The following is a 21558-nucleotide window of genomic DNA, read 5'->3' on the forward strand; positions in this document are numbered from 1 at the left end:
GAAAAATGATGAGAGGTGGTCCTATGACCTATTATATTTCAGCCAAACGTTTTTATTTTGAACATAAAATCAAGGAAGGTGGCTACCTAGCGGTTGAGGATAGCCGTTTTGGTGACTGGACGGAAAATGTACCAGAAGGTGCAGAGGTGCTAGATTACAGTGATTATCAGATTTCTCCGGGTCTTGTAGATACTCACATTCATGGATTTGCGGGTTATGATGTCATGGATAATTCTGAGGAAAGTCTTATAGGCATGAGTCAAGCCTTGCTTTCAGCAGGTGTGACCTCCTTCTTACCGACAGCTTTAACAGCGCCATTTGAAGAGTTGAAGGCTATTTGCCAAACAACAGCTAATACGGTTGGTAAGGAGACTGGTGCCAAAATTCAAGGGCTCTTCTTTGAAGGACCTTATTTCACTGAGACCTACAAGGGAGCTCAAAATCCTAAGTATATGGGCAATCCAAGTGTGGAACAATTGAAGGAATGGCAGGAGGCGGCTCAAGGAAAACTGATTAAATTGGCTCTTGCCCCTGAACGTGAGGGAGTAGCTGAATTTATCCAAGAAGCAACCAAGCAAGGTGTGACAATCGCTCTAGGTCATTCCAATGCCACATATGAAGAAGCCATGGCAGCAGTGGAAGCCGGGGCGTCCGTTTGGGTTCACGTCTACAACGGGATGCGTGGCTTTACCCACCGTGAGCCAGGTATGGTTGGGGCAGCCTTCGATAGTCCAGAAACTATTGGTGAGCTGATTGCAGATGGTCATCACGTGGTCCCTGCAGCTTGTAAGGTTCTTATCAAGCAAAAGACACCTCAAGGAGTTGCCCTAATTACAGACTGTATGTCAGCGGGAGGCTGTCCGGACGGCGACTATATGTTAGGCGAACTTCCTGTTATTGTTGAAAATGGTACCGCCCGCCTCAAAGAAGGTGGTAATCTAGCTGGATCTATCTTACAACTTAAAGACGGTGTCAAACATGTGGTTGATTGGGGACTTGTGACAGTTGCTCAAGCCTTACAAATGGCAACTAGTGTTCCAGCTAAATCGGTTGGACTTGAAAATACTTGCGGAAGCCTAAAAGCAGGTTTACCAGCTGATTTTATTGTATTAGATGACTCCTTGGAATTACAAGCAACCTTTGTTGATGGACGAAAAGGTTGGGAAAAATAAGAGTATGAGTAGCACTTTCTTATGAAGGTGCTGTTTTTTATTGATTTTTACAAAGGTGTTAGTGTAGTGTAAAATAGAAATACTTTGTATTTTACAGGAGGGAATATGTCAAAACGTATTTGGAGCATTGCCCTGGCCTATGTCGGTGTAATGATTGGTGCAGGGGTATCTTCAGGACAGGACCTCTTACAGTATTTTGTTAGTTTTGGAGCCTGGGGACTGATAGGTGTCATAGTTCTAGGAGTTTTGCATGACTCATGATTGCTCTGGGAAGTTATTACCGCTCAGACGATCACTCAGTAGTCCTGGCAGAAATCAGTCACCCTGTTATCTACCGTATTTTGGATATCGCTTTGATTATCACTTGTTTCCTGTTTGGCTTTGTTATGACAGCGGGGGCAGGGGCTAACCTAAACCAACAGTTCGGCTTTCCGATTTGGGTAGGTGCCTTCCTGTGTACAGCTCTGACAATCTTTGTGAGTTTCCTAGATTTCAAAAAAATCATTGGTGTTATTGGAGTTTTTACCCCTATGATTTTGGTTATGATTGCCATGATATTCGTGACCAATGTTTTAGGGCGTCACTGGGATTTTGCTGAGATGGATAAGGTGTCGCAAACCATTCAATCTCCCTTCCCAAGTATTTGGCTGTCTGTGGTTAATTATTTTGCCGTTTGTGTCATGTCAGCCATAGCCATGGCCTTTGTCATGGGTGGCTCTATTCTCAAAATCAATGAAGCTGAAAAGAGCGGAGCCTGGGGAGGATTTATGGTTGGTGTGATTTTCTTTGTCACAACCTTAATCCTCTTTGCTAACAGTGATGAAATTGCTAGCTCGGATGTTCCTATGTTGGCTATCGCTAAGGAAGTGAATCCTATCTTTGCAACGCTTTACGCTTTAGTAATTTTTGGCTTGATTTTTAATACCGTCTTTAGTCTCTACTATGCCCTTGGTAAACGCTTTTCAGCAGGTAGTGAGAAACGCTTCAAGTTCTTCGTGGCTGCATTTGCTCTTGCTGGTTTTGCTATTTCCTTCATAGGCTTCCGTCAACTGGTAGCGGTTATGTATCCTATTATCGGTTATTTGGGAATGCTGATGTTGGTAGTGCTAGTTGTGGCTAGCTACCGCAAAAAAGCTAAGATTCGTAAGGAAAAGGAAATTCGAAATCATCTCTTGTCTATCGTTGAGAAGGCTTATGATCCCAATCAAGACTTGACCCATCGGGACAAGAAAAAGGCTGAAGAACTTCGAGAAGCCTCAATTCTTGATAATGATATTCTCCATGAAGACTCCCATGTACATGTTCGTCAGGAAATGGGGATTAGTAAGAAGGATTAGAATTTTATTTTACAAGTTTCTCTATTTCTGCTATAATACTGACAAGAAAGAAGGGCTTATGGCGTTTTTCTAGCGAGCTTGGGACAGTGGAAGCCAAGTAGAGCAAAGTAGGCAAGTGGCGCTTTCTCTCAGCAAATAGCTGAAGACAAACAGATAAAATGAAGTAATAAATTAGGGTGGAACCGCGTTTCTGACGCCCCTAGGTCGTTTGACTTAGGAGCAGAGACACGGTTCTTTTTGTATTCTAAGTCACGGATTTAATATTAAATTAAGGAGTATCAATGCCTAAGAAATTAACCTTTCACTGCGTCAGTGGCAGATACCTCCTTATAGTCGGACTGCCCCACGCTCAGCACTAGGGTGCCTGAGCTAGACGCAGTACTAACTCGTCTTGCCTCGTACGATCGACGAGGTAGACTCGTGTCGCAAGAAATTATAGAAAAAGGAGTAAAACATGTCCAAAAAATTGACTTTCCAGGAAATTATCCTTACTTTGCAACAATACTGGAATGACCAGGGTTGTATGCTCATGCAGGCTTATGATAATGAAAAAGGTGCGGGAACAATGAGTCCATATACCTTCCTTCGTGCCATTGGTCCTGAGCCATGGAATGCGGCTTATGTAGAGCCATCACGTCGTCCGGCAGACGGTCGTTACGGGGAAAACCCAAACCGTCTTTACCAACACCACCAGTTCCAAGTGGTTATGAAACCATCACCATCAAACATCCAAGAACTCTACCTTGAGTCATTGGAAAAATTGGGGATCAATCCTTTGGAGCACGATATCCGCTTCGTTGAAGACAACTGGGAAAACCCATCAACTGGTTCAGCTGGTCTTGGTTGGGAAGTTTGGCTTGACGGTATGGAAATCACTCAGTTCACCTACTTCCAACAAGTTGGTGGATTGGCAACTGGCCCGGTAACTTCTGAGGTCACTTACGGATTGGAACGTTTGGCTTCTTATATCCAAGAAGTAGATTCAGTTTACGATATTGAGTGGGCTCCAGGCGTTAAATACGGAGAAATCTTCCTTCAACCAGAATATGAACACTCAAAATACAGTTTTGAAGTTTCTGATCAAGATATGCTTCTTGAAAACTTCGAAAAATTTGAAAAAGAAGCAGGACGTGCTTTGGAATTGGGCCTTGTTCACCCAGCCTATGACTACGTTTTGAAATGTTCACACACCTTCAACTTGCTTGACGCTCGTGGTGCTGTTTCTGTTACAGAACGTGCTGGCTACATTGCCCGTATCCGTAACTTGGCCCGTGTCGTAGCCAAAACCTTCGTCGCAGAACGTAAAAAACTTGGTTACCCACTTCTTGACGAAGCCACACGCGCAAAACTCCTAGCAGAAGAGGAAGAATAAAAAGAGTTACAAGAATGGAAAATGGGCAAACAAAGTGAGCCCACATGACTACCCAGAGGCAAGTCGAAGACTTGCTAAAGGGATAGGCACTGCCGTAATGGTATATGGGGATTTTTGAAACGTTAGGTTCAAAAATCAGTTGGCTAAATCCACTTTGATGAGACTGTTGGAAATCGATGTCAAGGAGACAGAAGATTTCCCTACAGCCTCACAAAGTTAGTTAGCGACGTCCCCAGTACCTAAGATGCCTATCAAAAAGAAGAATTTTGTAAAGGAAAAAACATGACAAAAAACTTATTAGTAGAACTAGGACTTGAAGAGTTGCCAGCCTACGTTGTCACACCAAGTGAAAAACAACTCGGTGAGAAAATGGCAGCCTTCTTGGATGACAACCGTCTTTCATACGAAAGCATTCAAACCTTCTCAACACCACGCCGTTTGGCCGTCCGTGTGATTGGTTTAGCTGACCAACAATCGGATTTGACTGAAGATTTTAAAGGACCTTCTAAGAAAATCGCCTTGGATGCAGATGGAAACTTCTCAAAAGCGGCGCAAGGGTTCGTTCGTGGAAAAGGCTTGACCGTTGATGATATCGAATTCCGTGAAGTCAAAGGCGAAGAGTACGTTTATGTCACTAAACACGAAGCTGGAAAACCAGCTAAAGAAGTCTTGGCTGGCGTTCCAGAAGTGCTTGCTTCATTGACCTTCCCTGTTAGCATGCACTGGGCTAACAACACATTTGAATACATTCGCCCTGTTCACACTTTGGTTGTCCTTTTGGGCGACGAAGCACTTGACCTTGATTTCTTGGATATCAAGTCAGGTCGTGTGAGCCGTGGACACCGTTTCCTTGGACATGAAGTGGAAATTACTAATGCGGATTCTTATGAAGAAGACCTTCGTACCGTTTACGTGATTGCGGATAGCAAAGAACGTGAAAACATGATTCGTGAGCAAATCAAAGCTATCGAAGCAGAACAAGGCGTTCAAGTCCAAATCGAAGAAGGACTTTTGAATGAAGTCTTGAACTTGGTCGAATACCCAACTGCCTTTATGGGAAGTTTTGATACTAAGTATTTGGATGTTCCAGAAGAAGTTTTGGTGACATCAATGGAAACGCACCAACGTTACTTTGTTGTACGTGACCTTGATGGTAAACTTAAACCAAACTTCATCTCAGTTCGTAATGGTAACGCTGAGCACTTGGAAAATGTCGTTCGAGGAAATGAAAAAGTCTTGGTGGCACGTCTTGAAGATGGTGAATTCTTCTGGCGTGAAGATCAAAAACTTAAGATTGAAGACCTCGTTGCTAAATTGGCTAACGTAACCTTCCACGAAAAAATTGGTTCTCTTTCAGAACACATGGCGCGCGCTGGTGTCATTGCAGCGTCACTAGCTGAGCAAGCTGGTTTGACTGCAGAAGAAACGGAAGCCGTAGCTCGTGCAGCTGAAATCTACAAATTTGACCTCTTGACTGGTATGGTCGGAGAGTTCGATGAATTGCAAGGAATCATGGGTGAAAAATACGCTCTCCTTGCTGGTGAAGATGCTGCGGTTGCGACAGCTATCCGTGAGCACTACCTTCCTGATTCAGCAGACGGAGCTCTTCCAGAGACTAAGGTTGGTGCTATCCTTGCGCTTGCAGATAAATTGGATACCCTCCTTTCCTTCTTCTCAGTTGGCTTGATTCCATCAGGTTCCAATGACCCATATGCGCTTCGTCGTGCAACACAAGGGATTGTTCGTATCTTGGATGCTTTTGGTTGGCATATCCCTATGGATGAGTTGATTGACAGCCTTTACGGACTTTCGTTTGATAGTCTTTCATATGACAATCAAGCAGAAGTCATCAACTTCATCAAAGCGCGTGTGGACAAGATGATGGGACGCACTTCAAAAGATATCAAAGAAGCCGTTCTTGCTGGTTCAAACTTTGTCGTGGCTGATATGCTTGAAGCAGCTGACGCCCTCTCAGAAGCTGCTAAGACTGATGGTTACAAGGCAGCTGTTGAGTCACTTTCTCGTGCCTTCAACTTGGCAGAAAAAGCGGATGCTTCAGTGACAGTCGATGCTAGTCTCTTTGAAAACGACCAAGAAAAAGCCCTTGCTAAAGCGATTGAAGAGCTTGAATTGACAGGTTCAGCAAGTGACAAATTGGCACAGCTCTTCGCTCTTAGCCCAGTCATCGATGCCTTCTTTGACAACACTATGGTCATGGCAGAAGATGAAGCGGTTAAAAACAACCGTTTGGCCCTTCTTGCAGGTCTTGTAGCCAAAGCCAAAGCTGTTGCAGCTTTCAACCAATTGAACACAAAATAATGATCTGGTAACAGGTAGGAAGTAGGTTTTATTATGACACCTGAAAAAATCGCTCGTATCAATGAGCTTGCTAAAAAGAAAAAAACCGAAGGTTTGACTCCAGAAGAAGAAGTGGAGCAAGCAAAACTTCGTGAAGAATACATTGAAGGTTACCGTCGCTCAGTTCGTCACCATATCGAAGGAATTAAAGTGGTTGACGAAGAAGGTAACGATGTGACACCTGAAAAACTACGTCAAGTACAACGTGAAAAAGGTTTGCATGGCCGTAGCCTCGATGATCCTGAATCATAATAACGATGTACAAGGGTTTGGAATTTTTCCAAGCCCTTGTTTTGAAGTATAAAATTCTGAATATTCTGTATAAAATTGACCAATTATTTCAAAAATGGTAAAATATAAGTTATGTTAAAAAATGGCATGATTCAATGAGTCGTGCTCAATAGAATTGGAGTGAAAAAAATGTCGCAAAAGCAACATCATAAAGACGACGACAACCAGACTGAGAATGGGATGGTTCGTGGTCTTCAAAACCGTCACGTCCAGCTGATTGCCATCGCTGGTACAATCGGTACAGGTCTCTTCCTCGGGGCAGGGCGTTCTCTCTCCCTAACAGGACCTTCAATCATCTTAGTATATATACTAACTGGTATCTTCATGTATCTTATGATGCGAGCGATCGGTGAGATGCTCTATATGGATCCTGACCAGCACACCTTTATCAACTTTATTACCAAATACCTTGGTAAGGGCTGGGGATTCTTCTCGGGTTGGTCTTACTGGGTATCACTGATATTCCTCGGGATGGCAGAAATTACGGCAGTATCAACCTATGTGCAATATTGGTTCCCAAGTTGGCCTGCCTGGCAGATACAGATCATCTTCCTGATTATCTTGAGTTCGGTTAATCTGATTGCAGTTAAGATTTTCGGGGAAGTTGAGTTTTGGTTTGGGATGATCAAGATTATCACCATTCTTGCTCTTATCGCAACAGGTATCTTCATGGTAGCGACCAACTTTGAAACGCCTGCTGGACATGCTAGTCTTTCCAATATTACACAAGGCTTCCAGATGTTCCCTAAAGGTTGGGTAAGCTTTGTCATGACCTTCCAAATGGTCTTCTTTGCTTACCAAGCCATCGAATTTGTAGGGATTACAACTTCCGAGACAGCAAATCCACGTAAGGTCTTACCAAAGGCCATCAAGGAGATTCCGATTCGTATTGTCATCTTCTATGTGGGTGCCCTCATTGCCCTCATGGCTATCTTCCCATGGCAAAAACTTCCAGTTAATGAATCACCGTTCGTAACGGTCTTCCAAATGGCTGGTATCAAGTGGGCAGCAGCCTTCATTAACTTTGTTGTCTTGACAGCAGCGGCTTCATCATTGAACTCAACACTTTACTCTACAGGTCGTCACCTCTTCCAAATTGCTAAGGAAACACCAAATAGTAAAGTCATGAAAGCTTTGAAGCTAGATACTTTGTCACGTAATGGTATTCCTTCACGTGCCATCATTGTTTCAGCCATTGTGGTATGTGTTTCAGCCTTCATCAATGTCTTGCCTGGTGTATCTGATGCCTTTGCTTTGATTACCGCATCATCATCAGGGGTCTACATCGCTATCTATATCTTGACCATGCTTGCTCATCTCAAGTACCGTAAATCTCAAGAGTTTATGGCTGATGGTTTCCTTATGCCAGCCTACAAGATTCTTAATCCATTGACTATCCTTTTCTTTATCTTCGTCTTTGTTTGTCTCTTCTTGCAAAAGTCAACAGTTGTCGGAGCTATTGGAGCAGCCATCTGGATTGTCGTATTTAGTATCTATAGTAACTGGAAACACAGTAAATAAATCAATCTAGCTCACCTTTATGGTGAGTTTTTTGTTGCAAAAAAGGACACAAGGTGTCCCAATTATTATCTATGCAATACTTTCTTGGCTTCCATGGTGAAAGAAACCACTTAAGAGGCCCTTACTACGATGGAAAATAGCAGGCTTGTGATCGTTGTGCGAACGACCATTAACATCAAGTTTAGCCCATTCAAGAGCCTGGTGGGCATTTCGGTCTGAGACTGTAGATGTCCCAATATAGCTGTAGATGCCTGCCTGAGCGAGAATAAAACCTTGCAGTTGGCGAATATGTTCATCATTGAGTGTTTCGGAAAAATGAATCTTAACTGTCTTATAAGTTAAAGATTGGACAGACTCAACGATAGGTGAATCTGCTAAGAGGTGCAAAAGTTCTTGATGCTTAGTAAAGGACTTATCATAGTCCATTGGAAGAATTATAGTATGGGTAATCCAATCTTCTAAGTTGGCTTTAGCCTTTTTACTAAGACCTCTTGCTGTGATACTAAGGTTATCTATATTGAAAGGAAGTTGGTCGATGTGAGCAGTATTTGAACCATATACCTTTCTGAAAAGCGGTGTACTTGATAGAATATGTCCAGTAGGAGAAATAATAGCTAAGGCAGTTTCCTTGGTTTGGTAACCAAGTTCGTGGCATTCCATGCTAGCGTATGTATCTTTAAATTCAATAATTGCACTTGTTTTCATCGTGTAACTCTCTTTCTGTTAGTTTATAAACTAACAATAGTTTATCATGACTTATTATCTTGGTCAAGATTTTACCTCAAAAAACAAAAAATATTTTTGTAAGGGCTTGCAAAAATATTTGAACTCTGATATTATATAACCATAGCAAAAGGATTGTTACTGGTCAGCAGGCAAAACCTAGATAAATACGAAAAACTAATGGGAGTAGTGTATACTCACCCTAATTGGTTCTTGGTATTTATTTAGGTTTTTTTCGTTGAAAAAGCCTCGAAAGAACTAAAATCCTAGAAAAGAAAGGAGCCCTTATGGATAAATATACTGAATTAGCTGAAGACATTCTCAAACACGTCGGTGGTAAAGAAAATGTCAATAGCTTGAAACACTGTGTGACACGCTTACGCTTTGATTTGAAAGATGAGTCTAAAGCAGATGATGACTACCTTAAGAACCGTGACGGTGTTGTTACTGTTGTTAAGGCAGGTGGTCAATATCAGGTGGTTATCGGTAACCATGTCCCTGATGTTTATGCGGAGGTTCTCCAAGTTGGCGGTCTTCCAGCAGGTGGTAGTCTTGATATTGATGAAGGTGATGCGCCTAAAGGGAATCTTTTTGACCGCTTTGTATCTTTGGTTTCAAGTATTTTCCAACCTTTCCTTGGACCTTTGGCTGCGGCGGGGATTATCAAAGGGATAGTTGCTATCATGGCAGCTTGTGGCTTGTCAGCTGCAACGAGTCCTATGTATGTCATCTTTAATGCAGCAGGAGATGGTTTCTTCCAGTTCTTGCCAATCTTGATTGCATTAACATCTGCCCGTCGTTTCAAGGTTAATGAGTTTACAGCTATTGCGATTGCAGCGGCACTTGTTTATCCTGATATTGCTACGCTGGTGACTGCTCTTCAGAAAGCTGGTCAAGGTCATGTTCTAGGAGTTATTCCATTTGCACTTCCTGCAGGAGGTTACCTCTCAACAGTAATGCCTTCTATCTTGGCAATTTGGGTGGCTTCATACATTCAAAAATTCTTTACTAAGATTACTCCAGATGTCATTAAAGTCTTCGTAGTGCCTTTCTTTACATTACTCATTACTGTCCCATTAACATTCTTGGTGGTAGGAACAGTTGCCAATACTTTCTCTAATGGATTGACAAGCCTTTTCCAAGCAATCATGAACTTTAATCCGATTGTCTTTGGTTTTATACTTGGTATTTTGTGGCAAGTCTTGGTTATGTTCGGAATGCACTGGGCACTTGTTCCTCTTGCAATCTTAGATGTGGCAACAAACGGAAGTTCAAGTATTCTTTCAGCAGCACTTTTCCCATGTTTCACGCAAACAGGTGTATTGGGAGCTATCATGCTTAAGACAAAAGAAGAAAAAGTACGTACCATCTCTATGCCAGCATTTGTTTCATCTATTTTTGGGGTTACAGAACCGGCTATCTATGGTGTGACACTGCCAATGAAAACACCATTCTACATATCATGTGGTGTTTCAGGACTTATGGGGGCTGCCATGATGGCCCTAGATATTAAGATGTATTCAATAGGTGGTCTGGGTGTCTTTGTCTTCCCAAGCCTTATTGGGCCTGACGGTAATCTTTCTAAAGTTATCTTTGCCATTATCATTGCCATTGTGGGTGGTGTTCTTGCCTTCTTTATCCAACTCTTTGTACGAGTACCAAATTTATACGGTGGTGGAGCAGCTAAGGTTGAAGAAAAAGCTGAGGAAGCTGCACTTGCTCCTAAAGAAATGCAACAAGAAATCATCGCTAGCCCACTTATTGGGAATGTTGTACCACTTGACCAAGTTCCTGACCAAGTCTTTGCTTCAGGAGCTATGGGTAAAGGTATCGCTATTGATCCTACCGATGGTATTGTTGTTGCACCAACTAAGGCAACGGTTAATTTAGTCTTCCCTACCGGCCATGCTATTGGTTTGACAACTGAAAATGGTGCAGAGCTTCTCATCCATATTGGTATGGACACTGTTTCTCTTGCTGGAAAAGGGTTCAAGACCTATGTGGAAGCAGGGGATGTCGTAGAAGCGGGTCAAAAACTTATAGAATTTGACCTAGCAACTATCCGAGACGCTAAATTACCAGTTATCACACCAGTCATTGTAACCAATACAGCTGACTTTGATGATGTCTTAACAACTAAAGAAGCTCGTGTTAACACTGGTGATTATCTCCTCACCGCTGTTAAATAAAAAAGAAATCCGAGAATCAGCTTCTCGGATTTTTGCTTATTTGAATTTGTAGTCTTTAACGACTTCAACAGAATTGACCGTTACATTTTCTTTTGGTTTGCTGTTGTCATCGACTTCAAGATTGCCAATGGTATCAACGACATCCATGCCTTTGATGACTTGACCAAAGACGGTATATTTAGTATCGCCAGCTGGGTAACCACCTTTTTTGTAGGCGTCAATGATAGGTTTTGGATAGCCAGCATTTCCTAGCTGTTTGCTTTGATCATCCTTGTTTTGAACAATGTAGAATTGGCTGCCGTTTGACTCTTTAGCACCAGTATTAGCCATAGCAAGTGCGCCACGGATGTTGTATAGGAATGGTGTAGGCTCAACAGCGAAACCTTTCTTCCAGATAGATTCTCCACCAGTACCGTCACCCTTAGGGTCACCACTTTGAATCATGAAGTCCTTGATGACACGGTGGAAGGTAAGACCATCGTAGTATTTGTCCTTGGCATGTTTCAAGAAGTTTTCAGAAGCCTTTGGAGCAAGTGTAGGGAAGAGTTTGACTGTGATATCACCCTTTGAAGTATGGAGAATAACTTCAGCTTCGTCCTTACCGACCTTGTCAGACAACTGTGGAAAGGCATCTTTTCCAGATTTTTGGGCTTTTTCTAATTGTTTAGTGAATATCTTATTATCAACATAAGCATCTCCACGAACGGCGCGTGCGATGTTCTCACGAAAGGCAAAACCTAGGCCTGCGATAACAAGTACAATAATTAATGGAATGTACTTTTTAATGTTTTTCATATATAACTCCTTTGGTGCATTATACCTACTATTGTAGCAGAAAAAAACCTTTTGGGAAACGGTTAACAGAGGTCTTTAAATATGGTAGAATGGGATTATCAACAAGAAGATGAACAATGGGACTAGATATAGGAAAAAGGTTGCCTCAGGCTAAAAGGTGAGGGCTGACTTTTGGAAGGACGCATGCTACTTGCTCTTATCAGAGATAGGTGTCTAAATCCTAACTATAGAAAACTTTGCTAAGCTGAAGGGACCTCTTGTTTGGATTTCTTGAAAAAAGGAGATTTTTATGTCAACTAAAGCAGAATGGGCTGAACTCTTTGAGTCGGTACATGGGCGTAAGCCTAGCCCCCAAGAATTTTTGGATGCTAAAGCAGCTGACTTTGATACTAGCGCTTTGACTGCTCAAACAGCATCTGTAGAAGCACCAGCTAATGAACCTGTCGCTACTGAAAAAGTCACAGAACAAGATGACATCGCAGATGTGGCTGAAACAGCTGAAGATGCTGTCGCAGAACAAGCAAGCAGTGAATCACCAGTTGGTGCAGAAGCTTTCTCAGAAGTACCTGTGCAACAGCCAACCCCACAGTTTGATTCAAGCATGTTTGAAAAGGCACCTATCTCTTCAGCTCAAGGATTTGGAACAGTTCCTAATCCAGCAGCAGCTGGCTCAGCAGATAAACCTCTCTTCAATCTTATCTTGCCAATCGTTGCGATTGCACTTTCAGTAATCTTTGCAATCTTGGCATGGTTCGTAAGTCCTGCTTGGTTCTTTATCATCTTGACAGTTCTCGCAGTTGCAGTGGCAGTTGTTTCACTTGTCTTTAGCCTTAAATCAAGCAAGAAATTGCTTTCAATCATCGCAACAGGTGTTGCTGGTCTCATGCTCTTTGTTTCTATTGGTGGTTTGATTTTCCAAATCTCTCAAAACGCTAGTGACAACACAAGCTCAAGCAAGACATCAAAAGTTGCTGATAAAGATGATGATGACAAAAAAGATGATGACAGCGATTCAAAATCAGATTCAAAATCAGATTCTAAATCTGATTCAAAAGGTGACAGTACTGATGTCAACGACTACATTGACAAAAATGCTAAATTTGATTGGAATGAATCTAAGTTCAAGAAGTTGAAAGCAGGTAAGGATACCGTTAAGTCTATCATCAAGACTTATGGTAAGGCTTCTGATGCACAAATCTCTGGCGATGAGATGAAGTTGAATTACTCTGGTAAAGACTATGGTGAAAGTGTTTACCTAAACTTTAAGAAACAATATGACGGTACATTTATCTTGTCATATGCTTCAGGTAGATTCCCTCAAGATAAGGTAGAAGTTGATCGCTCTTACAAAGCTGATTGGACAAAAGAACAGTTTGATGCTCTCACTAAGGGTGATTACACTGATCCATCAAACGGTACGAAACTTGAAGATATCGTTAAGGATCACCCTAAAGCTTCAAGTGCAGAATACACAATCTCAACATCTCGTCAAGGTGAATTCAAAAAAGAAATGAGCATTTCTTATAGTGACTATGAGGCTGGAGATGGTAAACTCAAGAGTGTTTACTTGTCATTTGATACCAAAGAAGATGACGATACGTTCTACCTTACTTATAAATCAGGTCCAGATGGCGAGGATTAATTAAGGAACAGGAGGGGAAACCTTCCTGTTTTTTCTTGATAAAAGGAGAAAACTATTGAGATTTTTAAATTATACATTCGAGCAAAGTCAGTCTCTTGTCACTAAGGAGACCGTAGAAAAGCTCAATCAAAAAGGAAGCTGGAAACGATTTATTGGCTTGTTTATCACTTCAATTGTTATTTATTTCTTCTCTATTATCACACCCATGTTTATAAAAGGATTGACGCTTGATCAAAATCCAACATTTTCTTGGATTCAGTGGCCAATCATTCTTTTCTATGTAGTCATGTATTTGGTCTATCTTTTCTTTTCAATTAAGAACAGAAGAAGCCCGATGAAACTAAAATTTTGCACCTACTTTTACATGGTAGTCTTACTCGCTATCTTTACAGTATGTGCCGGAATAATGATGATGACACGACGAAATATTGTCAGTATACTATCGGGAGCTATGTTTCTTATTTCCATTTATTACTTGATTCGAACGGTTCCCCGTAAACTGAAAGAAGCTGTTCAAAATCAGACAGAGTTTAGCCCCATGGTAGCACTTGTGACTGAAAAGATTTCGGATGGTTTAGTCTTTTTAGGTGGAACCGGGATTACAGGTGCCCTTGTGCTCTTTGACCGCTCCACTGGAAGTGATACTAGAGGGAGCATTGATGCGGTGTTGATGCCTATTATACCTGCCATATTTGTCTTTGCGACTTATGTCTTTTCCATTGATTTGCTACGAGGTTATTACCTCTTCAAATACTCTGAGCAATATAGAGAGCAGTTTGGCTACTCAGCTAAGGATTGGTATGGAGAGAAGTCGAAGGAGTATAGGAGGATACAGGGCTAAGTTGTGGTTAAAGTAATGTATGAAATTGATGGCAAAATGCTTGAAGTTAAAACAATTTTAAACCGTATTGGAGGATAAAATGGAAAAACAAATTAATGAAAAAATTCGTGAGATTGCTCAGAGTGTTAATGAAGAGGGGAAAAATGAGTATATCTACAATCTCTATATTCCAAAGCAATATAATTTTCCTAATAATACTGAAATTATAGATATTGAAAAAATAATTGAACAAATTAAAGGGAATCTTCCAAATCAAGGGGTAATCTTAAATGACTAACATAACATTTTCACAAGTTCAAAAGAGTTTTCACAAGAAGTTGGTGTTAGACATTCCTGATTTTCAAGCAGATTCAGGTGAAATCTTCTCCATCGTTGGTGGCAATGGTGCCGGTAAGTCGACTTTTATCAAGCTCTTGGCAGGGATTTTTTTGCAGGATAAGGGCGAGGTTCGTGTCTATGACGTTTCTAATCGCTCCAAGAAAATCCACTCGCTGGTCAAGTTTGTCTTGGAGAGCGGGCAGGGGTTGTACAGTTATTTGACAGCTATGGAGAATCTCCAATATTTTCTAAGCTTGAATGGGATTGCCTTGTCTCATATCAAGGCAGAGGTGGATGTCTTGTGTGACCAGCTGGCTTTTACCCCTTATAAGGACACGCTGGTTTCAGAACTGTCCCAGGGCAACCGTCAAAAATTGACCTTAATCTTAGCCTTGGTGCAAAAACCGAAAGTACTCTGTTTGGATGAGCCGACCAATGGGCTAGATTTGCTGGCAAAAAAACAGCTGATGACTCTTTTGCAGGATTATGCTCGTCACCATCAAGCCAGTATTTTTATCACCAGTCATGATGCTAGTTTTATCGAGAAGGTCAGCACTCGGGTGGTGGTAATTCAGGAGGGGCGGCTTTATCGTGAAGGAACCTTTGAAGAGATTTTTGGCAATGTCCACCAGCATGAAGTCTATCACTTGCTGTTAGATAAGAGTGCAGAAAGTGTACTGAAACAAAGATTCCCTGAGCTGGACTACAAGGTGCTTGACGGTGGGATTTCGGTAGAGACCAGAAATCCAGACCTTTATCGGCTATTGCTGGAAGAAACAGAAGTCTTGCAGTTCACCCGAGAACCTGCCTCTTTGGAAGATTTGCTTTATGAGGTGCTCAAATGATGCTAGCAGCTATTGGGCGAGAGTTTAGTCGCCAACTCAGTGAATACAAACAGTTCAAAGTCAATCTTCTCTTTGCCAATCTGGGAATTTTCTTTCTAATTACGGGTTTTCTGACCTATTTTGACAGCCAGCAAGATACTTTTGAGCTGTTTATCTTGCTTTTTACTTGGTATTTTTCTAGCCACAGTATCACCCATCCAACCTATTTTATCGAGGATGAGATTGCAGACCGCACCATTATCAACGTGATTCAGAGTCGGCGGAGCATATTTGGCATGCTTTTTATCAAAATTATCGTACAGATTTTGTTGGACTTGGTCAAGGCCATTCCTTTGTTTTGCTTGGTTGCCTTGGTTCAGCAGATTGCCTTTCCTACTGACTGGGTCGATACATTTGTTACCTTTCTTCTGTCCTTTGTGGTTATTGCGTCCCTTTATGGTCTAGGCTTTCTCTTTGCCAGTTTTTCCTTTGTCTTTACAAAAATTTCCAGTATTACTAGTCTCCTTGCTTACGGGATTCTCTTTTTGGTTGGTTTTCAGGAACAATCGAGTCATTTGATTGCTACTTTAACTCGTTTCTTGCCTTTTCATCTCTTGGTGAGTTTTATCCGCCAACCAAGTTGGTTCGTTCTTTTATTATTACTGGGATACGGTTTGATTTACTGGCTATTGGGTTACTTGTGCTTTCAAACTTGTTTGACCTATGCCAAAAAGAAGGGAAGTTTGTTCCATGTATAATGAAGTGAAGCGATTTTATCTCTTTCGCAGGAGACGCTGGGCGGATACCCTGTTTGACACCCTCTACCACGTCATTTTCATTCTTGGTTTTTATAGCCTTTTGAGGGGAAATTCTGACTTTCAGTTGTCCTATTTCTATTATTATTTTATCTTGACCCATGTGGTTTCCTTGGGAAATGAAGAGTTGGAGTACGAGATTCGGTCTGGGCAATCTTTTGGCACCCAGTATGCTTTGCAATCAGTGTATAGAATTTACCTGCAACGAGCAGTGGTTTACTTTGTTTGGTTGTCTTTGATCTTCTGGATTGCTCTGCTTTTGATTCATCAGGGTTTACCAACTCACTTTTCTTTGAAGGTCATCAGTTTCCAAGGACTGCTCGTGGTACTGATTGGTTTCCTGATTTTCCTCGGCTATTATCTTGTCATGATTCGACTGACCATCCGCTTCCAACGAATTTCAGTCTTGGTAGATTTTCTAAACACCGTGCTCTTATTCTACTCAGGACTCGTCTTTCCAGTGGTGAGTTTTGGGAATTTGAAGAAATTATTTGATGGGATTATAAGAAATTAAGGATTCTTTTTCAATGCAGAGTCCTTTTTCTATTGAAATCTTCTTTTAATTCCTATCCTCTGAGACGGTGAAGGTGATATACTCCCACTTACAGTGGACAGTGAAAATACTATAATTCACTAGAAGTGAATGGCACCACAAAAGTTAGACAGAAAAATCAAACTTTAGGGTGCAGTTTTTTTCGACTTTCATCCATTTTCATGAGATGGCTTGACACTAAAGCACATCAGGCAGTCTCAAAAAATTCTCTCTTATATTCGACCTTATTTTCATAAGACCAGATTAAAGTATGATAAAATAAAGAAAAAGAGATAAAGGAGTCAGCTATGGCAACTAGAGAAGAATGGGTGCGTCACTTTGAGGACGTCAATGGTCGTAAACCAAGTCCTGAGGAGTTTATGGAGGCTAAGAAAGAGGGCTTTGTCATTGCTTCTGAGGAACCAAGTGCCCAAGTATCTGAGCAGGTTGAAACTCAGCAGGTGGATAGCTCTGAAACTACTGAAGAGGTGACAGCTGACTCAGTAGTAGATACGCAACCAGACGAGGCTCAGGTGGCATTAGAGGAGGAAGCTTTTAAGCAAATGCCTGAGTTGAATCTGGAGAAAGAACAAGAAAAAGAGGCTCCAAAGGCAAGTCAGATACCTTTGGAAAACCCTTATTACAAGCCAAAAGTAACCAAGAACAATGCTTTTGTTAATATTGCTTTGCCAATCATTATTCTAGTTTTGGGGATTCTATTTGTCATTTTGTCTTGGACACTTCCTATCGGTTTTGTCTTTACCTTCCTTGCTTTCTTCCTTATCATTTTGGCGATTGTGACTTTGGTTTTGAGTCTGAAATCGACACGCAAGGCACTATCTATTATTGCCTTAGTCATGTCAATTATCTTCTTCATGACTTCGCTTGCTGGAGCAGGTTATCAAGCGGTGAAATATGTCATGAACCATGCTGAACAGTTCCAAAGTGACGGTCGCAACAGAGCTTATCAGTACATTGACGAGAATTATAAGTTTAACTGGACTGAGGATCAGTTTAAGGAGTTGAAGGTTGGTACTTTGACATTGGATGAGGTCTTGGACGCTCACGGTAAGGCGACTGATGCCGAGTATAGTGATGCTTACGAGAAAGATAAACCAGATTTGCTAGACCTCACCTATAGAAAAGAAAACACAGATGGAAACAACTATGTGCGTTTGACTTTTGAGAAAAAAGACGGTGTCTATGTTTTGAAATCTGCCTCAGCAACCTTCGACTATGATAAGGTCAAAGAAGTCGATGACTATCATAGCAACTGGACAAAAGATGACTATGAAAAGTTGTCTGTAGGTACACAAGCTGATTTGCTTAAGGGGACACGACTTTCTGAAGTGGTTGAAAAACACCCAGAGGCTAGCTTCACTTATCATGAAATGACACAAACTGAACAGGGCGATCTCACTCAGTCAGTGAGTCTTAGCTACCGTGATTATAATCCAGAAAGTGGTAAGGTAGATACTGTTCGTTTGACCTTTGACTATGACAAACGTGAAAACGAGTACTTCTTGACAGATAAATCAGACGAATAGGACTACTTTGTTAGTCATTCAAGCTCAGGGTTGCCTGGGCTTTTTAGTATCAACAAAAGAGGATAAAATCTGGTATAATAAAATTGATTGATTTTTCAAGAAAGAAGTGTCACAGATGAACATACAACAACTACGTTATGTCGTAGCCATTGCCAACAGCGGAACCTTCCGTGAGGCAGCCAGCAAGCTCTTTGTGAGCCAGCCTAGCTTATCAGTGGCTATCAAGGATTTGGAGCAGGAGTTGAATTTTCAAATTTTCACCCGTACAACGACGGGGGCTGTCTTGACCAGTCAGGGTATGACCTTTTATGAGCGTGCGCTTGAAGTGGTACGCAGTTTTGATAGTTTTGAAAATCGCTATCTCAATGCTTCTGAAAAGGGTAACCAGTATTCGATTGCCAGCCAGCACTATGACTTTTTGCCACCTTTGATTACGACTTTTTCAGAGCGTTACCCTGATTACAAGGATTTCCGTGTCTTTGAGTCTACGACCATTCAGATTTTGGATGAGGTAGCCAAGGGACACAGTGAGATTGGGATTATCTATTTGAATCGTCAAAATAGCAAGGGAATCCAGCAAAATATGGACAAGCTTGGGCTTGAGGCTATTGATTTGATTCCGTTTAAGACGCACATTTATCTCCGTAAGGGGCATCCTCTGGCTAAAAAAGAAAGTCTGGTCATGGAGGACTTGGCGGCCTTGCCTACGGTGCGTTTCACTCAGGAGAAGGACGAGTACCTTTACTATTCTGAGAACTTTGTGGATACGTCAGATTCGTCTCTTATGTTTAACGTGACAGACCGTGCGACTTTGAACGGTATCTTGGAACGTACGGATGCTTATGCGACGGGGTCTGGCTTCTTGGATGCACAAAGTGTGAATGGGATTACGGTGATTCCGCTTGAGGATAATTTGGATAACAAGATGGTTTATGTCCGTCGTAAGGGGATTAACTTGTCGTCTTGTGCTCTCAAGTTTGTCAATGTTATGTTTGACTACTTTGATACATACAAACCATAGGAGGATTTATGCGTAAGGTTGCGATTCCTTTGGCTATTCTAGCTCTGATTGGTTTGGATCAGTGGGTTAAGCATTGGGTTGTGGCAAATATTGCCCTTAACCAAGTTATCAAGGCTATTCCTGGACTTTTCAGCTTGACTTATCTACAGAACCGTGGTGCTGCCTTTTCGATTTTACAGGATCAGAAATATTTCTTTGTGATTTTGACGGTTCTAGTGATTGGTGCGGCTCTGGTTTATCTGGTTAAGAATTATCAGAAGAGTCTTTGGCTGGTGCTATCTTTGGTTTTGATTATCTCAGGTGGTATTGGTAACTTTATTGACCGTCTGCACTTGGGTTACGTGGTTGATATGGTTCAGCTTGATTTTATTGATTTTGCGATATTTAACGTGGCAGACTCCTATCTAACGGTGGGCGTGTTGCTCTTGATTTTAATCTTATGGAAAGAGGAAAATGGAAGTCATCATTAAAGAGGCGGGAAACCGCCTGGACAAGGCTTTGGCAGATTTGACAGAATTGTCACGTAGTCAGGCCAATGAAGCAATCAAGGCTGGGACAGTCTTGGTTAATGGTAAGTCGGCAAAGGCCAAGTATGCGGTTAAAGAGGGTGATGTCATCACCTATGAATTACCAGAAGAAGAGGTCTTGGAATACAAGGCTGAAGATATTCCTTTGGATATTATCTACGAAGATGCGGATGTGGCAGTGGTCAACAAACCTCAAGGAATGGTGGTCCATCCCTCAGCTGGTCACACGTCTGGTACCTTGGTCAATGCCCTGATGTATCATGTCAAGGACCTCTCGTCTATCAATGGTGTGGTTCGTCCAGGAATTGTCCACCGTATCGACAAGGACACGTCTGGTCTTCTTATGATTGCTAAGAATGATAAGGCTCACAATGCTTTGGCGGCGGAGCTTAAGGATAAGAAGTCCCTTCGTAAGTATGTGGCTATCGTGCATGGCAATCTGCCTAACGATCGAGGCGTGATTGAGGCTCCGATTGGGCGCTCAGACAAGGACCGCAAGAAGCAGGCGGTTACAGCTAAAGGAAAACCTGCAGTTACACGATTTACCGTTCTTGAACGTTTTGGCAACTATACGTTGGTAGAGTTGCAACTGGAAACAGGTCGCACGCACCAGATTCGTGTGCACATGGCTTATATCGGTCACCCGGTGGCGGGAGATCCTCTTTATGGGCCACGTAAGACACTCAAGGGCCATGGCCAATTTCTACATGCCAAGACCCTTGGTTTCACGCATCCTACGACTGGAGAATTGGTCGAATTTACAGCGGAAGAACCTGCTATTTTCAAGGAAACCTTGGAGAAGTTGAGAGAAGCTTAACAGTTATTAAACGGATAGTCTTTCTTGGGAGAGGCGTCCGTTTTTTTCTTGTAAAAGAGTCTGAAATTTGCTATAATTTACCTAATTAAATAAGTCCTTTAATCACTGTCCAGAGAGGCAGGCAAGGAGCCATGAGAAGTGTACGGGTGAACTGTACTCATATTTTTGTGTATCTCCTTGTTTTCGAGGGGATTTTTTTGTATTTAGAAAGGTTCTTTTTATGAAGAAAAAAGAGATCGTCGATGACGTAACCATGAAACGTGCCATTACACGTATCACTTATGAGATTATTGAGCGTAACAAAAATCTCGACAAGATTGTCTTGGCTGGTATTAAGACACGTGGTGTTTATATTGCTCAGCGTATCCAAGAGCGCTTGAAACAGTTGGAAAACCTTGATGTGCCATTGATTGAGCTTGATACTAAGGCTTTCCGTGATGATGTTAAGGCTGAACAAGACACATCTGTTTTCCCTATTGAAATTGATGGAACGGATGTTATCCTTGTGGATGATGTGCTTTACACAGGTCGTACTATCCGTGCAGCTATTGACAATATCGTTAGCCATGGGCGTCCGGCGCGTGTTGGTTTGGCTGTCTTGGTTGACCGTGGTCACCGTGAATTGCCAATCCGTGCGGACTATGTTGGTAAAAATATCCCAACAAGTGAGTCAGAAGAAATCGAAGTTTTGGTGACAGAAGTTGATGGCAAAGATAGCGTCAACATTATTGATCCAAGCTAAGTTGGCTGACAGATAGGGTGAAACGCCCTTTGTATCTTGTTAATTGAACACGGGCTAAGAGCTGTGTAAAATAGATAAATCTTCCTAGAAGCTAAAGCTTCGGCGTCAGATTTCCTAATTTTACTTTGCTCTTTATACGCCCTTTGTATCTTGTTAATTGAACACGCCCTAAGC

The 21558-nt window shown here is 41.8% G+C and carries 18 protein-coding genes and 2 pseudogenes; 18 read left to right on the plus strand and 2 right to left on the minus strand.

What is annotated here, in order from left to right; translation table 11 throughout:
* The first annotated feature begins 23 nt into the window (after nucleotides 1-23).
* From nagA to H7U02_RS01585, 6 genes and pseudogenes are all read left to right on the plus strand, one after another.
* Nucleotides 24-1172 (plus strand): N-acetylglucosamine-6-phosphate deacetylase, encoded by a 1149-nt coding sequence (gene nagA / locus H7U02_RS01560; RefSeq protein ID WP_175057443.1) that lies wholly within the window; start codon nucleotides 24-26, stop codon nucleotides 1170-1172.
* 105 nt (nucleotides 1173-1277) lie between these two features.
* Nucleotides 1278-2509 (plus strand): annotated as a pseudogene (locus H7U02_RS01565) (hypothetical protein).
* Nucleotides 2510-2963: 454 nt separating this feature from the next.
* Nucleotides 2964-3881: a glycine--tRNA ligase subunit alpha gene (glyQ, locus tag H7U02_RS01570; RefSeq protein ID WP_002886077.1), complete on the plus strand. Its 918-nt coding sequence runs from the start codon at nucleotides 2964-2966 to the stop codon at nucleotides 3879-3881.
* 282 nt (nucleotides 3882-4163) lie between these two features.
* Nucleotides 4164-6200, plus strand: coding sequence for a glycine--tRNA ligase subunit beta (glyS, locus tag H7U02_RS01575; protein WP_021144565.1), 2037 nt, complete (start codon nucleotides 4164-4166; stop codon nucleotides 6198-6200).
* A gap of 33 nt (nucleotides 6201-6233) precedes the next feature.
* A complete protein-coding gene (locus H7U02_RS01580; protein WP_002886085.1) occupies nucleotides 6234-6491 on the plus strand; it encodes a DUF896 family protein in 258 nt (85 codons plus the stop codon).
* Nucleotides 6492-6659: 168 nt separating this feature from the next.
* On the plus strand, nucleotides 6660-8051 hold the full coding sequence (locus H7U02_RS01585) for an amino acid permease (protein ID WP_021144564.1): 1392 nt from the start codon (nucleotides 6660-6662) through the stop codon (nucleotides 8049-8051).
* A 69-nt stretch (nucleotides 8052-8120) separates the two neighbouring features.
* Here H7U02_RS01585 and H7U02_RS01590 read toward each other — a convergent pair whose 3' ends face one another.
* Nucleotides 8121-8756, minus strand: coding sequence for a hypothetical protein (locus H7U02_RS01590; protein WP_021144563.1), 636 nt, complete (start codon nucleotides 8754-8756; stop codon nucleotides 8121-8123).
* A 305-nt stretch (nucleotides 8757-9061) separates the two neighbouring features.
* Between H7U02_RS01590 and H7U02_RS01595 the strand changes: the two genes are divergently transcribed.
* Nucleotides 9062-10963 carry a beta-glucoside-specific PTS transporter subunit IIABC gene (locus H7U02_RS01595; protein WP_201042668.1) on the plus strand — a complete coding sequence of 634 codons (1902 nt, stop codon included), beginning with the start codon at nucleotides 9062-9064 and terminating at the stop codon, nucleotides 10961-10963.
* Between the two features lie 36 nt (nucleotides 10964-10999).
* On the opposite strand, the gene H7U02_RS01600 is transcribed toward H7U02_RS01595, so the two are convergent.
* Nucleotides 11000-11758 (minus strand): peptidylprolyl isomerase, encoded by a 759-nt coding sequence (locus H7U02_RS01600; RefSeq protein ID WP_155198067.1) that lies wholly within the window; start codon nucleotides 11756-11758, stop codon nucleotides 11000-11002.
* Nucleotides 11759-12047: 289 nt separating this feature from the next.
* Here H7U02_RS01600 and H7U02_RS01605 point away from each other — a divergent pair, with 289 nt between their 5' ends.
* The 11 genes and pseudogenes from H7U02_RS01605 to pyrR all read left to right on the plus strand — a co-directional run bounded on the left by H7U02_RS01605 (nucleotide 12048) and on the right by pyrR (nucleotide 21384).
* Nucleotides 12048-13400: a hypothetical protein gene (locus H7U02_RS01605; RefSeq protein WP_201042670.1), complete on the plus strand. Its 1353-nt coding sequence runs from the start codon at nucleotides 12048-12050 to the stop codon at nucleotides 13398-13400.
* Nucleotides 13401-13734: 334 nt separating this feature from the next.
* A complete protein-coding gene (locus H7U02_RS11475; RefSeq protein ID WP_260318286.1) occupies nucleotides 13735-14241 on the plus strand; it encodes a hypothetical protein in 507 nt (168 codons plus the stop codon).
* A 79-nt stretch (nucleotides 14242-14320) separates the two neighbouring features.
* Nucleotides 14321-14434 (plus strand): annotated as a pseudogene (locus tag H7U02_RS11610) (TIGR01741 family protein); the annotation flags it as partial.
* Between the two features lie 76 nt (nucleotides 14435-14510).
* Nucleotides 14511-15404, plus strand: coding sequence for an ABC transporter ATP-binding protein (locus tag H7U02_RS01620; RefSeq protein ID WP_038675501.1), 894 nt, complete (start codon nucleotides 14511-14513; stop codon nucleotides 15402-15404).
* Nucleotides 15401-16141: a hypothetical protein gene (locus H7U02_RS01625; RefSeq protein ID WP_037602000.1), complete on the plus strand. Its 741-nt coding sequence runs from the start codon at nucleotides 15401-15403 to the stop codon at nucleotides 16139-16141. The genes H7U02_RS01620 and H7U02_RS01625 overlap by 4 nt, the downstream gene beginning before the upstream one ends.
* Nucleotides 16134-16712 carry a hypothetical protein gene (locus tag H7U02_RS01630; protein ID WP_107373361.1) on the plus strand — a complete coding sequence of 193 codons (579 nt, stop codon included), beginning with the start codon at nucleotides 16134-16136 and terminating at the stop codon, nucleotides 16710-16712. Before H7U02_RS01625 ends, H7U02_RS01630 begins: the two co-directional genes overlap by 8 nt.
* A 326-nt stretch (nucleotides 16713-17038) precedes the next feature.
* Nucleotides 17039-18277, plus strand: coding sequence for a CD20-like domain-containing protein (locus H7U02_RS01635; protein ID WP_175057446.1), 1239 nt, complete (start codon nucleotides 17039-17041; stop codon nucleotides 18275-18277).
* A 115-nt stretch (nucleotides 18278-18392) separates the two neighbouring features.
* On the plus strand, nucleotides 18393-19298 hold the full coding sequence (locus H7U02_RS01640) for a LysR family transcriptional regulator (protein WP_164332291.1): 906 nt from the start codon (nucleotides 18393-18395) through the stop codon (nucleotides 19296-19298).
* Nucleotides 19299-19306: 8 nt separating this feature from the next.
* Complete coding sequence (gene lspA / locus H7U02_RS01645) at nucleotides 19307-19768, plus strand: signal peptidase II (RefSeq protein WP_037602007.1); 462 nt, start codon at nucleotides 19307-19309, stop codon at nucleotides 19766-19768.
* Nucleotides 19752-20642 (plus strand): RluA family pseudouridine synthase, encoded by an 891-nt coding sequence (locus tag H7U02_RS01650; RefSeq protein ID WP_002886027.1) that lies wholly within the window; start codon nucleotides 19752-19754, stop codon nucleotides 20640-20642. Before lspA ends, H7U02_RS01650 begins: the two co-directional genes overlap by 17 nt.
* A 220-nt stretch (nucleotides 20643-20862) precedes the next feature.
* Complete coding sequence (pyrR, locus tag H7U02_RS01655) at nucleotides 20863-21384, plus strand: bifunctional pyr operon transcriptional regulator/uracil phosphoribosyltransferase PyrR (RefSeq protein WP_002890254.1); 522 nt, start codon at nucleotides 20863-20865, stop codon at nucleotides 21382-21384.
* Nucleotides 21385-21558: the final 174 nt, after the last annotated feature.

The organism is Streptococcus sp. 3.1 (assembly GCF_016648915.1).
In the GTDB taxonomy this organism is placed as follows: Bacteria; Bacillota; Bacilli; order Lactobacillales; family Streptococcaceae; genus Streptococcus; species Streptococcus salivarius_E.